Raw genomic sequence first — 17112 nt, forward strand, 5'->3', positions numbered from 1 at the left:
GGGGATAATATGTTTAACACAATTGAAGAGGCACTAGCTGACTTAAAACAAGGCAAAGTAATTATTGTTGTCGATGATGAGAATCGTGAAAATGAAGGGGATTTTGTTGTATTAGCGGAACATGCAACGCCAGAGATTATTAATTTTATGGCTACATATGGGAAAGGGCTAATTTGTACCCCTGTTAGTGCACAAATAGCGCAATCGCTAAAGCTAGCTCCGATGGTTCAGCATAATACAGACAATCATCAAACAGCCTTTACAGTAAGCATTGATCATATGGACACGACTACGGGAATTAGTGCATTTCAACGGGCATTAACGATTGAAAAAATGCTGGATGAGCATGCACAGCCACTGGACTTTCGCCGCCCGGGTCATATTTTTCCATTAATTGCACAGGAGAATGGTGTTCTTGCAAGACCTGGACATACAGAAGCGGCCGTTGATTTAGCAACGCTTTGTGGCAGTAAAAAAGCTGGTGTTATTTGCGAAATTATGAATGAGGATGGTACAATGGCTCGCCTACCGCAATTAAAAGAACTTGCACAAAATTTTGATATGAAGCTGATTACTATTGAAAGCTTAATCCAATATCGCCTCGAAAAGGAGCAGGCTATTTCACGTGAGGCAAATATTCAGCTCCCATCCTATTATGGTGAATTTACAATGATTGGCTATGCGAATGCTATTGATGCTAAGGAGCATGTTGTCATTATTAAAGGGGATTTACAGCATACCACAGCACCACTTATTCGTATTCACTCGGAATGTTTAACAGGTGATATTTTTGGCTCAAAACGCTGTGATTGCGGTGCACAGCTCCAAACAGCACTTGCTACGATTGAACAGGAAGGAGCAGGAGCAGTTCTTTATATGCGACAAGAGGGGCGAGGTATAGGCTTATTAAATAAATTGAAAGCCTATGAATTACAGGAGCAAGGCTATGATACAGTAGAGGCAAATGAAATGCTTGGCTTTGCAAGTGAACTGCGTGATTACAGTTTATGTGCACAAATACTAAAAGATTTAGGTGTCACATCTATTCGTTTAATGACGAATAATCCTGATAAAGTAGCACAGCTTGAAAGATACGGTATTACAGTTGTGGAGCGTGTACCGCTTGTTACAGGTTTAGTAGCAGAAAATGCTAATTATATGAAGATAAAAAAAGAAAAAATGGCGCATTTATTATAGGGGGAATGAAGTATGGTCAAAACACTGGAAGCACAACTTGTAGGTACAGGATTAAAGATAGGGATTGTCGTTGGACGTTTCAATGACTTTATTAATGATAAATTATTAGCAGGTGCTATTGATGGCTTAAAGCGTCATGGTGTAGAGGATAATGCCATTGAAGTTGCTTGGGTGCCAGGCGCATTTGAGGTGCCCTTTATAGCAAAAAAAATGGCAGAGTCTAAAAAATATGATGCTGTTATTGGGCTCGGTACGGTTATCCGCGGGGCAACCACACACTATGATTATGTCTGTAATGAAGCAGCAAAAGGGATTGCGAGTGTGGGCTTACAAACAGGTGTGCCAACGATTTTTGGCATTGTTACAACAGAAACCATTGAGCAGGCTATCGAGCGAGCTGGCACAAAAGCAGGAAATAAAGGCTATGATGCTGCTGTTGCTGCTATTGAAATGGCAAATTTAACGAAAATGCTGTAAAAAGAAGGGCTCCTACTTAAAAATTAAGCGGAGCCTCTTCTATAAAAACATAGGTTTATTGCCCAAAATAATTGATTTATTGACTAAAATGTTTGATTTATTGCCTAAATGCTAAATGCTTTCGCGCAAATAGTTTAAAAAAACCTTTGCTGCACGAGAAAAAGTTTGATGTTTTTTCCAAAGTATATCTAATCCAGCCTCTAATTTTGGCTGTAATGGTCGAAAACAAAGCTCGCTTTCCTCAGAGGTGTTCATCAGTTTATCAAGACAGAGAGCATAGCCAATCTCTTCTTTCACCATTAAGGAGGCATTGTAGAGTAAATTATATGTCCCGACAATGTTTAAATTTTCAACGGCTTCTCCAAACCAGCCTGATAATACACTGCCAGTAGCGGTTTGTTTTGAAATAATGAGAGGTTGATTGAACAAATCCTTTGGTTCAATAAAAGGTTTTCCTGCTAATGGATCGTCCTTTCGCATCAGTACGCCCCAAACATCGACAGCAGGTAATTTTAAATAATCATACTTTTGTTTATTCGCAGGCTCGATCACAATACCAAAGTCTAATAAACCATGATCTAATTTAAGTGTAATATCATCGGCATTACCACTGTATAAATGAAATTTAATACCAGGATGATGTGCTACTACTTTTTTTATTGTTTTTGCAATAAGCTGCATTGCCTCTGTTTCTCCACCCCCAATATAAATTTCCCCACTAATAATTTCGGATGGTTGATTAAAATTAGCTGCTGTTTTATCGACTAAACCCACAATTTCCTTTGCACGTTCTAATAAAAATAATCCTTCATCTGTTAATGTAATTTTTCGATTCCCTCTTATAAATAAAGTCGTGCCTAGCTCTTTTTCGAGATCATGTAATTGTCTCGATAATGTTGGCTGTGATAGATGTAAATAATTTGCGGCTGCTGAAATATTCTCTTCATTGGCGACAGCAATAAAATAACGCAATACACGGATATCCATGATAACCACCTCTTAATATGCTTTTTTTGTATAGAAGATTATTCAATATAGGTATTTGTTATCTTTATACTACCATTTTATAATTACAGTAACAAAATTAATTGAGAAATTGGAGTAGTTGGATGAAGGATTCTAGAAGTTTATTAATTTTTATATTAGCAGTAGGTGTTTTCGGTATTTTGAACACTGAAATGGGTTACATTGGCATCCTTCCTGCTTTAGCGGAGTATTTTCAGGTTAGTGTGCCAAAGGCAGGATTAATGGTCAGTCTTTTTGCGCTGGCGATCGCTATTGCTGGACCAACACTGCCATTAGTGTTTTCAGGGATGAATCGAAAAACGGTGATGCTATTTGTATTAGCTATTTTTATCATTGGTAATATCATTGCGATTTTCACTACAAATTTTAACATTGCTTTAGTAGCACGGGTGATTCCAGCCTTTTTCCATCCTGTATATGTATCAATGGCTTTATCTGTAGCAGCAACTTCTGTGGATGCAAAGGAAGCACCAAAAGCAGTTGCTAAAGTGTTTATTGGCGTTTCAGCGGGTATGGTAGTAGGTGTACCAATCGTCAATTTCCTTGCCAATACGTTTACGCTGGAAATCGCCTTAGCCTTCTTTGCTGTTGTTAATATTTTCGCATTTATGATGACTATCTTTTTTGTGCCATCAATGCCTGTGCAAGAAAAGCTTTCCTACGGCTCACAGTTAAAAATTTTAACAAAGGGCATCACATGGCTCTCCATTCTTGCGGTCACATTTTTAAATGGCGCTGTATTTGGTATTTATAGCTATCTCGCGGAATATTTAGATGTTGTGACGAAAATCACACCAAATTTAATTAGTATCCTATTATTTGTTTATGGTGCAGCGAACATTATAGGGAATATTGTAGCAGGAAAGTTATTAACATCTGCTCCTGAGCGTACAGTGTTTATTTACCCCATTGTTTTAACAGCCTTGTATCTCGTCTTTTTCTTTGTAGCAGACCTTGTCATTCCCACCGCGATCATTATTTTACTATGGGGTATTTTAGGGGGGATTGGTGGAAATATCAATCAATATTGGATGATGTCCGCTGCACCAAAAGCACCTGATTTCGCCAATGGCTTATTTTTAACATCGTGTAATTTAGGGACAACGATTGGTGCTAGTCTAGCGGGTATTGTGATTGCACAGATGGGCATGCAATATATTTTATTGGTTGGAATCGCTGCATTAATCATAGGCTTTATCTGTATTGTGCTACGCAATACGTTGTATAAATCTACGGCTGTATAATTTTATTCTTGGGGTGTGTTATGAAAAATTTTACGATTTGCTTAATGATCTTGTTACTAGTAGTAACGGCTTGTGGTAGTGAAAATAAGCAGCAAAATCAATCTAAAGCTGATGAAACCGAAAAAAAGAGTGAGGAGGAAAATACAATGAGGACTACCAAAGTAAAATTAACGTTTGCAAATGAAGAGGTGATTGTGCAGATGGATAACACGCCAGTGGTGCAAGATTTTTTATCTTTATTACCACTGACATTACCGTTTGAGGATTATGCAGGAACAGAGAGAATTGGTTACTTGTCTAAAAAATTAGTAACAGAGGGAGCACCAAATGGCGTTGAGCCGAAGCGGGGCGATTTAACGTACTATGCACCTTGGGGCAATTTAGCACTATTTTATCAAGATTTTCGCTTTTCAAACGGACTTATTAAATTAGGAACGCTTGAAGCAGGCATTGAAAAACTTGAAAATCTACATGGTAATTTTGAAATAACGATTGAAAAAATTGACTAGAAAATGATAAGGGGGATGTCCATGAAAAAAGCATTCGCGGCATATACAATCGCTGTTTCTTTATTAGTAGGATGCTCTGCAAATGAACAACAAGCTGTAAATCGCCAGCCATCGAATGATACACCAGCAGCCCTACAACAATCTGAGCAAAAGTTAGAAGTAATTGCAGAAAATTTAAATATACCATGGTCGATCAATAAGCTCGATAATCTATTTTATCTTACAGAGCGAGCAGGAAGCATTGTAAAAATCACAGATAATGAGATGGTAAGGCAGCAGGTGGTGCTTGCAGAAAAATTATCCACAGCATCAGAGGCAGGCTTGCTTGGCTTTGTTGTAGCGCCAGATTTTTCGGAATCCAATCAAGCGTATGCCTATTATACGTATGAAAACGATGAAGGACAATTTAATCGCATTGTTGTTCTTCAATTGGAAGAGAACACATGGAAAGAAATACGTGTACTAGTAGATGAAATTCCAAGTGGCACGTATCATCACGGAGGCAGGTTAAAAATTGGACCAGATCAAAAACTTTATGCAACAGCAGGTGATGCATCTGATCGTGCAATTGCACAAAATCTTGAGTCATTAGGTGGGAAGATTTTAAGAATCAACTTAGATGGGTCGATTCCAGACGATAACCCAATCGCAAACTCCTATATTTATAGCTATGGACATCGAAATCCACAGGGAATAGCTTGGACGACAGAGGGCACAATGTATGCCAGTGAGCATGGCAATAGCGCAAATGATGAAATCAATCTTATTCAGGCAGGGCAAAACTATGGCTGGCCGCTTATCGAAGGAAATGAAACACAAGAAAACCTCATTACACCACTATTTACGTCAGGTAGTAATACAACATGGGCTCCATCTGGCATGGCTTATCATAATGGTTCTTTATATGTAGCAGCACTAAGAGGAACAGCCGTCCTCCAATTTAATTTAGACACTAAAGAAATGCACAATGTTATCACAGATTTAGGTAGAATTCGAGATGTATTAATCGAAGACAATTTCCTCTATTTTATTAGCAATAACTCAGATGGGCGTGGCAATCCACAGGAGAATGATGATAAACTCTATCGCATTCAGCTTTCAGAGTAGAGGGAGGAATTATCAATGGCAATTAAGGATAAAGTAGTAATTATCACAGGGGCTTCCTCTGGAATTGGGGAAGCAACAGCTAAGCTATTGGCAAGTAAGGGAGCCAAAATTGTAGTAGGTGCTCGTCGAGAAGAAAAATTACAAACATTGGTGGATAGCATTACAAAAGCTGGTGGAGAAGCTGTTTACCAGGTAATGGATGTTACCAAAGCTGAGGATAATCATCAATTAGTTGCGTTTGCAAAAGCTATATTTGGTAAGGTGGATGTAATTTTTTTAAACGCAGGTTTAATGCCGAACTCACCGTTATCAAAATTAAAAACGGCTGAATGGCATCAAATGGTAGATGTCAATTTAAAGGGTGTGTTAAATGGTTTGGAAGCCGTTCTTCCAGAGTTTACAACGCAAAAATTCGGCCATGTCATCACAACTTCCTCCGTAGCTGGATTAAAAGCTTATCCTGGAGGCGCTGTATATGGTGCAACAAAATGGGCTGTCCGCGATTTAATGGAAGTGCTGCGTATGGAATCAGCACAAGAAGGAACAAATATCCGAACAGCAACTATTTATCCCGCTGCCATTAATACCGAGTTACTAGATACCATTACAGATCAGAAAACGGCAAAAGATTTTGATGTCATATACAATCAATACGGTATTAGCCCAGAGCGAGTAGCCAATGTTGTTGCATTTGCCATTGATCAGCCAGAAGATACCAATATCAATGAATTTACGATTGGACCAACAAATCAGCCATGGTAACGAAGTAAAGGGGCTATAAAAATGGATACAATTCAATTAAACAATGATGTAACGATGCCGCTTTTAGGGTTTGGCGTATTCCAAGTTACAGATTTAGCACTATGTGAGCAAAGTGTGCTACAGGCTTTACAGACAGGCTATCGAATGATTGATACAGCCGCTTGCTACGGAAATGAAAAAGCTGTTGGCACAGCGATTCAGAAAAGTGGCATTGCAAGAGAAGAAATATTTATTACATCAAAGGTTTGGATTCAAGACGCTGGCTATGATAAAACAATGAAATCCTTTGAAAAAACATTGCAAAACCTACAAACAGACTATTTGGATTTATCGTTTTCTGACAGAAGACGTCCGCTTCAAGGAATGTGTAGGGCGTAGCCGAATACGTAAGGGGCGATGAATGGCGGTTGGTGATAGCCAAAGCCACTCCCTTTCGTTTAAAATAGAAACAAACATTCGGGTAAAGAGGGAGGTGTTTCGTGTGTTGGTCAACAAAGCATACAAATTCCGTATCTACCCAAACAAAGAACAAGAAATCCTCATGGTTAAAACAATCGGTTGTTCGCGTTTTGTCTTCAATTATTTTTTAGCAAAATGGAAGGATGCTTATAAAGAAACAGGCAAAGGATTCACTTACCATTCATGTTCTGCCGAATTAACGCAGTTAAAAAAAGAATTCGTATGGTTGAAAGAAGTAGACAGCATTGCGCTTCAATCCTCCCTTAAAAACCTTGCGGATGCGTATGCACGATTTTTCAAGAAACAGAATAAAGCACCACGTTTCAAGTCTAAAAACAATAAAGTACAATCCTACATAACAAAGCACACGAACGGCAATATTACGATTGTAGGAAACAAAATCAAGTTACCCAAACTTGGATTTGTCAAGTTTGCAAAAAGTCGTGAGGTTGAAGGGCGTATTCTTAACGCGACCATCAGACGAAATCCAAGTGGTAAATACTTTGTCTCGATTCTTGCTGAAACAGACGTGCAACCATTAGAAAAAACAGGCTCTTCTGTCGGTATGGACGTTGGTCTTAAAGATTTTGCGATTCTTTCTACTGGAACGGTGTATAAAAATCCGAAGTTTTTCCGTTCACTTGAAAAGAAACTGGCGAAAGAACAGTGTATTTTGTCAAGGCGAAAAGAAATGGCATTGCAGCAAAAGAAGTCGTTAGAGGAAGCAAGAAACTACCAAAAACAAAAGGTGAAAGTCGCGCGTATTCATGAAAAAATAGCGCATGCAAGAACAGACTATTTGCAAAAAATTTCTACTGACATCATCAAAAACCACGATGTCATCGGTATCGAAGATTTGCAAGTATCCAATATGTTAAAGAACCATAAGTTAGCGAAAGCAATCAGCGAAGTATCTTGGTCGCAATTTAGAACGATGTTAGCGTACAAAGCAAAGTGGTAAGGCAAACAGGTAGTGGCTGTATCTAAAACCTTTGCAAGTTCTCAACTATGTTCAGCTTGCGGCCACAAAAACAAAGACGTTAAGCATTTAAATCTTCGCGAGTGGGATTGCCCTTCTTGCGGCACACATCACGATAGAGATAGGAACGCAGGACAAAATCTTAAAAATGAAGCAATAAGACTGCTAACCGTAGGGACTACGGGGATAGCCTAATCCATAACTGGCGGTGACGCTGGTGTTCTTAGGAATCCCCCACTTCAATAACTAAGTGGAGGTAGTTCAAATTTAATCCATAGCCCTATGGTGATTATCACGGTAGCTGGAGAGCAATGGAGGAATTATACCGCGCTGGCAAAATTAAAGCGATCGGTGTCTCTAATTTTCTTGAGGATCGTTTAGTCGATTTACTATTGAGTCACGAAATTGTACCAGCCGTGAATCAAATTGAAATGCATCCATTTTCCCAACAAAAAGCACTGCGAGCTCTTATGCAAAAATATACGATTCAAACGATGGCTTGGGCTCCCTTTGCAGAGGGCAATAACGGTATTTTTACGAATAAGCTATTGACGGATATTGGTGCAAAATATGGCAAAAGCCCAGCGCAAGTTATTTTAAGATGGTTTAGACAACATGCCATTATTACTATTCCCAAATCGGTTCGTCTTGAACGCATTCAGGAAAATTTCAATGTCGACGATTTTGTATTAAGTAGCGAAGATATGAACCAAATTAAAACATTGGATCTGGAGGAAAGCCTACTATTAAATATTCGAAGCTTGGATGAAGTGTCGCGGCTCCATGCGATTCGATTTGAGCAATAGAATAATATTTGGAGGAAAGCATTGAATATGGTTTCCTCTTTTTAATTTAATGAAAGCTGGAGGAGAGCCCATGAAATATACGGTGATTACTGGGGCAAGCTCAGGCATCGGCTATGCAACAGCATTAGCTTTTGCCGAGCGTAAGAAAAATCTGATTTTAGTAGCCCGCAGAGAAGAAAAGCTAGAGGCATTGAAAGCTGCAATAAAGAAGATTGGTCAAACTATAGATGTAATCTGTAAAGCCCGTTGATTTATCAGTGACGAAGCAGCTCTATAGCCTTTATGAATCCTTAAAGAAATATGAGCTGGAAACATGGATAAACTGTGCTGGATTTGGCAACTTTGCCTCGGTAAAAGAACAAAATTTAGCTAAAATTGAATCAATGCTACATGTTAATATCGAAGCAGTTACCATCCTCTCCACTTTATTTGTCAGAGACTATGAAAATGTGGAAGGGGCACAGCTTATAAATGTTTCCTCAGCAGGTGGCTATATGATGATAGCCAATTTTGTGACGTATTCTGCAACTAAATTTTACGTTAGTGCATTCACAGAAGGCTTGGCTCAAGAGCTGCAAAGTAAAGGTTCAAAGCTACGAGCGAAAGTGTTAGCCCCCGCTGTGACAGCAACAGAATTTGAACTGCATTCCTTGGAGATAGATGCATTTCAATATGAAGGACAATTTCCTAAGTTTCATACAGCAGAAGAAATGGCTGGCTTTTTAATCGAGCTTTATGATAGTGATAGCATTGTAGGGAATGTAGATGAAGCTACCTATACGTTCCATCTTAAAAATCCAATTTTTCCATTTAGGGAGTTTAACAAGGTGTAGAATATAGATAAAATTTCCTAACAGTACTCACTCAGCCAACAATGAACATCTCAAAAGTCAGTGTCACTGTTTAACTTTTGAGGTGTTTTATTTTATGCAGGGTTTACAGAGACCTTACGCATGCTGGCTGTAATCGTAAGGTATAGTATAATACTCCAAATAAGTAGCCCTCCAATAAGTACTGCGGCTGATGACTTTGACAGGAAGTTAAATAGGGGGGAATACCAGTCAAAAATAATCATAACAATCGGTATTAGCGCAAGTAGTCCAAGAAAGCTATAGCCGCCTACAATGCCTAAACGATAAAAAACAACGTTTAACAGAAGTCCAGAACTAAGGCAAAATAACAATAAAACTGTATCCAATGCCATCATTTGTAAAAATGAAGGGGAGACATCAAAGAATAACGTTGGATGAATGATAATAATATCTTTTATACTGTATAGGCTGGAAACATAAACAACAATTTGATGTACACATGCAATAACGAAGGCTCCCATAAGACTCCAGCTAATAAAAAAGAGTCCAATATTCAACATATATTGCTGGCGACTTAAGCCAAGCTTTAGAAAATAAGGTAAGGTTTTTGTTAAAAACTTAGCTGCCATTGAACTATAAAAAATATAAACAGGTATTGATATTGTCATAGCGAATGATACATATTGACCGAAAAATGCATCTAAGAAAAATGACAACAGTATAATGGAGAATAAAATACTCCAAAAAATAATATTGTGTTTCTTATAGCTTTGAAATAGGACATAAAAGCTTCCTTTTACTGTACTCATTTTCCTGACCTCGCCTTCTGTTTACTTAAATACACAAGCATATCTTGCAGGGAAACCGATTCAAGTGTTAGATTGTGACCTTGGATTGGCTGACCATCTGTATGAACAATCGCAGTCATTTCTTGCATAAACATATGCTGATGGATAATGGCTAAGTCACCTATAGCTGTAGTAACATCAGCGGCATTGCCCTTAACCGCAACAATATGCTTATGCCATTCATCAGTCGTTTTTTGCAGCAATAGCTTGCCTTCTTGCATAATAAAAATTTCCTCAAATAGCTCGCTAGCCTCATCTATTAAATGTGTCGATAAAATATATAATCGTGGATTGTCAATTTGCTGGTCAATCAGTAAATCATAAAACATACTACGTGCGGCAACATCTAAGCCGATATACGGTTCATCAAAGATTGTAATAGCAGCATTGCTAGCAAAGCCTGTAATAATGCCAAGTGCAGATACCATACCCTTTGATAAGTTGCGTACTTTATCTTTTGGGTTTAACGCAAATACTTGTAGCAATTCCTGTGCAAGCGCCTCATCCCATTTTGGATAGAAAAAGCTGTTTGCCTTTAAAGCTTGCGCAATGGTCATATCCTCTTGAAAGTTGCCACTCTCCGCGATAAAGCAAATATCACGTAACGTAGAAGGGGTGTTAAAAACATTTTCACCATTCACTAAAATAGTGCCACTTGTTGTTGCCATCAGTCCTGCTAATAAGTTTAAAAAGGTTGTTTTTCCAGCGCCATTATGCCCCAATAGTCCAATAATCTTTGGACCCTCCATTGTAAAGGTGACATTTTTTAAAATGGTTTTATGCTTATAGGACTTTACAACATCCTTTACTTCAATTTTCCTTTATTGACCTCCCTGTAGCATTTTTTGTAGTTCTTCATTTGAGATACCTAGACGTCGAGCCTCTTTCTTCAATGGCTCAATATGCTGCTGTAAGAAATTTTCTTTACGCTCAGCAACTAAAATTTCTCTCGCATTGGGATGCACAAACATGCCTACACCTCTTTTTTTATAAATAACCCCTTTATCCACCAACTCATTCACGCCTTTCCCAGCAGTAGCAGGATTAATTTGGTATTCCTTTGCAAATTCATTTGTGGATGGAATGCGATCTTCAGGCTGTAGCTGTCCATCTAAAATAGCATCCTCTACCCGTTCACGAATTTGTTGGAAAATAGGCTTTTCATTAGTTAAAGAATAAATCACAATCCACCTCACTTGTTCGTTGGTTAATTACTTATGTAACTAACTATATAATGGAGTATTTCAGATGTCAAAAGATTTTTTAGTTACCATATAAAACCGTATGAAATGTTGAATGCAGATGATATAAAAATATAACGATATAATAGATAAGGTCACTGATTCTAAGAATTTTTCTATGATAAAAGCCAAACCATTGCGAAACGTTAGCTTATAGTTTCGCAATGGTTTGGCTTTATTTGATTTATTCAGTTGTCTTAAACGCCAACGAAATACAACACAATTGGTAAAGAAAGAATGCTTAATATTGTCGTTACCAGTGTTGTAAATGATACGAGGTCAGGCTCTGTATCATACTGTAAAGCAAGCATCGTTGTATTGGCGGCTGCCGGCATTGCCGCTTGAATAATAAACACGGTTTTCGCTAAATTATTTAATGGTAAAAACGATAAAATAAGCACAGCTATAAGAGGGGAAGCAACCATCCGTATAATACTAGCACCAATCACAAAGCGATATATCACCCTTTTACGAGAAATAACCGCAAGCTGCATCCCTAACACAAGCATAATAATAGGAATTGTCGCATTTGATACAAGCTCAAGTGCATCTTGAAAAGGAGCGGATAGCTCTAAACCGATCCAATGACAAAACATGCCTAATATTGCGGCATAGAGCACAGGCATGCGTACGACACTATGCAATGCTTGCTTATGCCCACCGCCTTCTTGTCCACCAAGGGCCGCAAAGAAAATACCAAGCGTGTTCATTAGCAGCGAATGAAGCACCATAAGAATAACAGCATAATCAAATCCTGCAGGGCCAAGTGCAAATAGTACAACAGGAGCCCCATAATTGCCACTATTCATAAAAACACTACTTAACATAAGCGCAGAGCTTTCAGATTGATTTGCTCTTGTTATTTTTGCAACGATATATGTAATGATCAATAATGTAAAGCTTAGCAATAGCGCAGCGATCATTATATAAACATAATCCAATGTTAGATTGTTTGTATAAAATGTTCGAAAGGCTAAACATGGCGACAATATGTATAGTGACATCGCAGAAATTGATTTGATGTCAAAGCCAATTACCTTTTGTGCAATGAAGCCGATCAAAAAGATAACGAGTGCTGGCAAAATAATTAAAAATAATGACATGATTCTTTCTCCTTCGACTTGCGAAATAATTATCTTTTCATTATTGCACTTTTTTTAAAGAAGTAAAGAGAAAATTAATAATCTTCTTTCATGGGTAAGCATAGCATTCTCTGATCTTTCGCAACATGTTTCTTTCTTAGCAAAAAGGGCTATAGAACGATAAAGAACCCTCTTGTTATAAGTCTTCTCTTAATCGTATAAACCGCAAAATATTATTAAAAATCTTTAAATAGATTGTAACATCTCCATTTTTGCATATATGTGCTAGAAATGCTGTGCATATACTGTAGCTAAAGGGGGGAGGTGAGCTTTTATGAGAATTAACTGGAAGGTTCGTCTTCAACATATACCATTTTTACTAGGGCTATTTTCGTTGTTACTCTTACTTGCACAGCAGGTAGCAGCTATTTTTGGCTATGAATTAACAAACGCAATGGGAGATCAAATTTCTTCTATTTTTAATACAGTTTTATCCATTCTTGTGCTACTAGGTGTAGTTGTAGATCCAACAACAAAGGGCACGAGTGATAGTGAACGGGCTTTAATGTATCGGAGACCAAGATAAAATAAACAAAAAGTGTAATTTTACAATTCAACTGTATATGTTATAATGTTAAAAAATTGATAGAGTAGGGAGGGTGATTGCATGTCCCTTGAATTGGAGCGAAGAATTGCTAAGCTTGAAGAGGAGATGGCGGATTTACGTCAGGAATTACAGCGTTTAAAACATACGCAAGGTTCTGAGAAAATAAACACACTTGATGCCAGACAAACAATGATTGAGCAGGCAAAACTAGTAATACCAAAACCAACACGAGAACCACTGAATAAACCAGAACTTGCACCAAAGCAAGCTAAAGTATCACCAAAAGAGGTGCAACCACAGCCAACGATGGAGGAACGTGTTATGTGGGCACTTCCAAAGGTCTTTATGGTTATTTTAGTAATGGGGGTGCTTTGGGGACTAAAGCTTGTTAGTGATTATGGTTATTTATCGAATGATGTAAAAATCATCCTCGCCTATGCATTATCAGTAGGGCTAGCAGCCATAGCCTATGCACTAGAGCGCAAAAAAGCAGGCTCATCTGCCATTACCATTTCATTATATGGTGGAGCCTTTATTGTTGGTATTTTAACAACAGCAGCTAGCGCTATTTTATATAACATAATCGCTTTAACACCAGCTCTTGGGATTACGTTTGTTTATATTGGCTATGGTATTGCCATTAGTTATTTTAAGAAAAACGAAGCACTTACTATATTTGTTGCATTTACCTCTTTATTATTACCGTATTTACTAGAATATATGGATTTTAACGCTGTTATTATTTCAACCTTTGTTATCGTGTTATTTGCGATGCTACAAATGGTGATTTATCAGCATAAGCAAAAGCTAGCACTTTATGTGGCAACATTTTTCTCTGTCGTTGCTGTAAGTATTGTAGCATTTATGAACTATGAGCAACGACTTGTATTTTCACTAGGTCTGCTTGCTATTTTAGCAATCTTTTATGCAAGCTGGTGTCTTTTATATAATGCACAATCTAAATGGAAACCACTCCACATTGGCTGTTATTTTACATTGAGTACATTTAGTTTGTTATTAATGAACTTAATAATCCCTTCTCTTAATGGAGGGGAATGGTTACTATTTATCTTTATAGGTTTATTAGCTGCTGTAGCTGCATACAGTTACCGACAAAAGTGGCAGGAAGTATTTGATAGTGCGATTACGCTTGCATTTGTTATTTTATGTAATGCACTTTTAATTATGAATATACCAAATAATGTAGAAGATTTACTTTACCTACTTATTACCTTTGCAGGTGTCATGATGAGCTTACGCTTACGTGCAAGTATGATGAAGGTTGTAAGTTCGGGTAGCTTTATCATCACGTTGGTGCTTAACTTTATCTTCCATGAACCAGTACCATTCTTTAGCATTGACCATTTAAGCCTAGTGATGCCCATTGTATATCTTGTTGTGATTTATATATATGCAAGACGTCCAAAAGAGGTATTATCGTCTTTTGAAAAGGTTATGAAAGATTTATATATAATTGATATTTTAGCTGTTATCACAGTAGGCTACTTCTTAGCGTATATTAGCAAGCTAGATACAGCTTATATTGTTAGCACGGATAATGTTCCGTATATGATGTGTATTGCATTGGCAGCGTTATTTACAGGGTCACTGTTTGTACAGGAGCACTATAAAGGGCGTGCCTTAACACCAGTGCTTGGTGCATTTTTCTTATTATTTGCGATTATGATCGGCACAAAGCCAGCAATGATGGAAAGCTTAAATCTTGGAACAAGAATCATTTACCTTGCTGTGATTGTAGCAATTGTTATAGATATTATTGTCAAAGGCTATATTTATTGCTTATATGAAAAGCATATTGCGAAATATGTAGATGCTATTGTCACATCAGGCATTGTACTAACGATGGTGTCCATTTTAGGATTTGTACAACAATTTACGTATAATCATATGCTTGATTGGAAAGTAAGCATTGCCTTTACAACGCTAACATTATTCCTAACCGCTAGCATTGCTCTATGGCTTAGTTCAACCCATCAGTTCAAAGCATTACGTACAACAGGTTTTCTTATTTTAGTCGTTGCATTTATAAAGCTAATCTTCTTCGACTTATCCGCCCTTGATTTATTAATTAGAGCCATCTTATTTATCACAATTGGTGGTATTGGGATGCTATTGTCAGGTAGGTTGTTGCGGAAATAAAAAAGAGGTTATTTAGAGTGAGGTCATAAATACATTACTCTAAATAACCTTTATTTGTTAACAAATAATTCACTAATTAATAAGAATATTCATATTCAATAGGGGGACTGAAATCAGGATTTACAGTAGGACTACCGCCCCCTAAACAAGCAGCTTCGAATTCAGCATTGCCAGTAATAACAGCTTGATGTCTGCTACTACGCGCATAAATTTTACTAGTACCGCCTGAATTATTATTGATGTTTCCTGTACTTAAATTGTTTCCTATAATTAAATCTCCATCAACGCAAATCGTTGCATTCCTACCAAGATTCATATGTTGATAGAAATGTGCATCTCCACCAACATATATAGTTGAATTTGTAATTTGATTTATTGTCGCCATCATAAAACTCCCACCGATGTATATAGTGGAGTTATTTAGATTATCTAAATTCCCATGTAAAGTAGTACTTCCTGCTACTTCAATAACTGAGTCAACTATACGACCATTAAGCTGACTTATATTAAGTGAACCACCAATATGCAATTTTACATTCGTCATTGTATTTAAGTTTTGACCATTCAAGCTGCCAACTATATAAAGTGTTGAGTTAGAGCTAGAGTAATTCATATTAGGAACATTAAGACTTCCACTTACTCGATAGGTGGAGTTGTTGAATCTTAATTCATCATTTTGATGATAACTAATATCTCCATTGATTTGACAATGCTTGTTGGATAAATCTGCTCTTGTTCCAGTGGAGCAAATATCTAAATTTGTACCTGGATCAGGAATTGTATTGCCTGTAATAATTGTTTCTTCAGTTTCATTATTAGCTGTTGGGTCAATCATATCAGAGAAATCGGCTGTAACTGTTCCACCAATTTCCATACGTTTAGCTTCATCATATCCTATACTTATAAATTTAATAACTAGCATCTTATCTTCTGATGGAAATTCTATAGAATCAATTTCAAAATGGTTTTGTGAATTTGAATGTATAGTCATATTAGTATTTAAAGATGGAATTGCCTCACCTTTTAATTCCGATTCCATTTCCCCAATTACTGAACTTATATAGTATTCATCTCCATTAATGATCCCATTTTTAATATCTTGTTCTCTGTTGGTTAATACTTTTTGAATAATTTTATCTTGACGAGTAATGATTTCATTGGTCATGGCATGTTGGAAATAACTTGCGCCCATTTCTGCGATTGATTGGGATTGAAATGTACTTTCTACAATGTTATTTTGTTTTGTTGTGTTGGAGGAAATTGCTAAAAATAATAAAAAAACTAGCGTGAATACGATAGAAATAATTAATACTAATGCTAATGCATAGCCTTTATCATTATTTATAATACGCTTCATTCTTTCTCCTCCTCCTTTAAGCGGCTTAATAGAGTATTGATTTCAATTGTATTGTTAGGATTATTCTTTTCTTCAATTATTAAATGTACTTCTGCATTAGAAGTTTTAGGGATTACAGTAAGAGCATTAGCTTGTATACACATTTGACTATTTTCAAAGATTTCCTCTTTTTCTGTCCTGTTTTGATCAGTGTATACAACTGATAGTCTACAATCACTAGATGAAACACTATATTCTCTAGAGCGCTTATGGATAGAATTTAAATTAGCTATAATAACATTAGCTTCTTGCTGCATCTGATTTTTAGAAATAGTTTTCTGTGAATATTTTGTACCTTGAAAGAATATATTCCAAGCTAGAATAGTAACTAAAGACAAAATAATGATTGATGCTAACACCTCTACTAAAGTAAGCCCTCGTTGATTTTTAATTATCATTA

General features: G+C 37.0%; 16 protein-coding genes and 3 pseudogenes. 12 read left to right on the forward strand and 7 right to left on the reverse strand.

Annotated elements, in window-relative coordinates; all coding sequences use genetic code 11:
• The first annotated feature begins 9 nt into the window (after positions 1-9).
• A complete protein-coding gene (locus MHB44_RS06360; protein WP_341302019.1) occupies positions 10-1197 on the forward strand; it encodes a bifunctional 3,4-dihydroxy-2-butanone-4-phosphate synthase/GTP cyclohydrolase II in 1188 nt (395 codons plus the stop codon).
• A gap of 12 nt (positions 1198-1209) precedes the next feature.
• Positions 1210-1674 carry a 6,7-dimethyl-8-ribityllumazine synthase gene (gene ribE, locus MHB44_RS06365; protein WP_341302020.1) on the forward strand — a complete coding sequence of 155 codons (465 nt, stop codon included), beginning with the start codon at positions 1210-1212 and terminating at the stop codon, positions 1672-1674.
• A 111-nt stretch (positions 1675-1785) separates the two neighbouring features.
• Here ribE and MHB44_RS06370 read toward each other — a convergent pair whose 3' ends face one another.
• The gene (locus MHB44_RS06370) at positions 1786-2661 is read right to left on the reverse strand and encodes a LysR family transcriptional regulator (protein WP_341302021.1); all 876 of its coding nucleotides are present in this window, start codon (positions 2659-2661) and stop codon (positions 1786-1788) included.
• Between the two features lie 122 nt (positions 2662-2783).
• On the opposite strand from MHB44_RS06370, the gene MHB44_RS06375 reads away from it, so the two are divergent.
• The 8 genes and pseudogenes from MHB44_RS06375 (at position 2784) to MHB44_RS06410 (ending at position 9399) form a co-directional block, all read left to right on the forward strand.
• Positions 2784-3944 (forward strand): MFS transporter, encoded by a 1161-nt coding sequence (locus MHB44_RS06375; protein ID WP_341302022.1) that lies wholly within the window; start codon positions 2784-2786, stop codon positions 3942-3944.
• A gap of 20 nt (positions 3945-3964) precedes the next feature.
• Positions 3965-4453 (forward strand): cyclophilin-like fold protein, encoded by a 489-nt coding sequence (locus MHB44_RS06380; RefSeq protein ID WP_341302023.1) that lies wholly within the window; start codon positions 3965-3967, stop codon positions 4451-4453.
• Positions 4454-4474: 21 nt separating this feature from the next.
• Positions 4475-5560, forward strand: a complete 1086-nt coding sequence (locus tag MHB44_RS06385; protein ID WP_341302024.1) for a sorbosone dehydrogenase family protein — start codon at positions 4475-4477, stop codon at positions 5558-5560.
• 15 nt (positions 5561-5575) lie between these two features.
• Complete coding sequence (locus MHB44_RS06390; protein ID WP_341302025.1) at positions 5576-6322, forward strand: SDR family oxidoreductase; 747 nt, start codon at positions 5576-5578, stop codon at positions 6320-6322.
• 21 nt (positions 6323-6343) lie between these two features.
• Positions 6344-6700 carry an aldo/keto reductase gene (locus MHB44_RS06395; protein WP_341302026.1) on the forward strand — a complete coding sequence of 119 codons (357 nt, stop codon included), beginning with the start codon at positions 6344-6346 and terminating at the stop codon, positions 6698-6700.
• Between the two features lie 103 nt (positions 6701-6803).
• A pseudogene (gene tnpB, locus MHB44_RS06400) lies at positions 6804-7955 on the forward strand (IS200/IS605 family element RNA-guided endonuclease TnpB).
• Between the two features lie 83 nt (positions 7956-8038).
• Positions 8039-8566 (forward strand): annotated as a pseudogene (locus MHB44_RS06405) (aldo/keto reductase); the annotation flags it as partial.
• Positions 8567-8636: 70 nt separating this feature from the next.
• Positions 8637-9399 (forward strand): annotated as a pseudogene (locus MHB44_RS06410) (SDR family NAD(P)-dependent oxidoreductase).
• Positions 9400-9491: 92 nt separating this feature from the next.
• Here the strand turns inward: MHB44_RS06410 and MHB44_RS06415 are convergent.
• From MHB44_RS06415 to MHB44_RS06430, 4 genes are all read right to left on the reverse strand, one after another.
• The gene (locus tag MHB44_RS06415; RefSeq protein ID WP_341302027.1) at positions 9492-10187 is read right to left on the reverse strand and encodes a hypothetical protein; all 696 of its coding nucleotides are present in this window, start codon (positions 10185-10187) and stop codon (positions 9492-9494) included.
• The gene (locus tag MHB44_RS06420) at positions 10184-11041 is read right to left on the reverse strand and encodes an ABC transporter ATP-binding protein (protein WP_341302931.1); all 858 of its coding nucleotides are present in this window, start codon (positions 11039-11041) and stop codon (positions 10184-10186) included. The genes MHB44_RS06415 and MHB44_RS06420 overlap by 4 nt, the downstream gene beginning before the upstream one ends.
• Positions 11042-11047: 6 nt before the next feature.
• On the reverse strand, positions 11048-11410 hold the full coding sequence (locus MHB44_RS06425; RefSeq protein WP_341302028.1) for a GntR family transcriptional regulator: 363 nt from the start codon (positions 11408-11410) through the stop codon (positions 11048-11050).
• Positions 11411-11664: 254 nt separating this feature from the next.
• Entirely contained in the window at positions 11665-12570 is a 906-nt protein-coding gene (locus MHB44_RS06430; RefSeq protein WP_341302029.1) for an AEC family transporter, read from the reverse strand.
• Between the two features lie 313 nt (positions 12571-12883).
• On the opposite strand from MHB44_RS06430, the gene MHB44_RS06435 reads away from it, so the two are divergent.
• Together MHB44_RS06435 and MHB44_RS06440 are read left to right on the forward strand one after the other, a co-directional pair.
• Complete coding sequence (locus MHB44_RS06435) at positions 12884-13135, forward strand: phage holin (RefSeq protein ID WP_341302030.1); 252 nt, start codon at positions 12884-12886, stop codon at positions 13133-13135.
• Between the two features lie 81 nt (positions 13136-13216).
• Positions 13217-15316 carry an ABC transporter C-terminal domain-containing protein gene (locus MHB44_RS06440; RefSeq protein ID WP_341302031.1) on the forward strand — a complete coding sequence of 700 codons (2100 nt, stop codon included), beginning with the start codon at positions 13217-13219 and terminating at the stop codon, positions 15314-15316.
• Positions 15317-15392: 76 nt separating this feature from the next.
• Here MHB44_RS06440 and MHB44_RS06445 read toward each other — a convergent pair whose 3' ends face one another.
• Positions 15393-16673, reverse strand: coding sequence for a hypothetical protein (locus MHB44_RS06445; RefSeq protein WP_341302032.1), 1281 nt, complete (start codon positions 16671-16673; stop codon positions 15393-15395).
• Positions 16670-17110 carry a prepilin-type N-terminal cleavage/methylation domain-containing protein gene (locus MHB44_RS06450; protein ID WP_341302033.1) on the reverse strand — a complete coding sequence of 147 codons (441 nt, stop codon included), beginning with the start codon at positions 17108-17110 and terminating at the stop codon, positions 16670-16672. Before MHB44_RS06450 ends, MHB44_RS06445 begins: the two co-directional genes overlap by 4 nt.
• Positions 17111-17112 lie beyond the last annotated feature (2 nt).

Origin of the sequence: Lysinibacillus sp. FSL H8-0500 (genome assembly GCF_038051955.1) — a bacterium.
In the GTDB taxonomy this organism is placed as follows: domain Bacteria; phylum Bacillota; class Bacilli; order Bacillales_A; family Planococcaceae; genus Lysinibacillus; species Lysinibacillus macroides.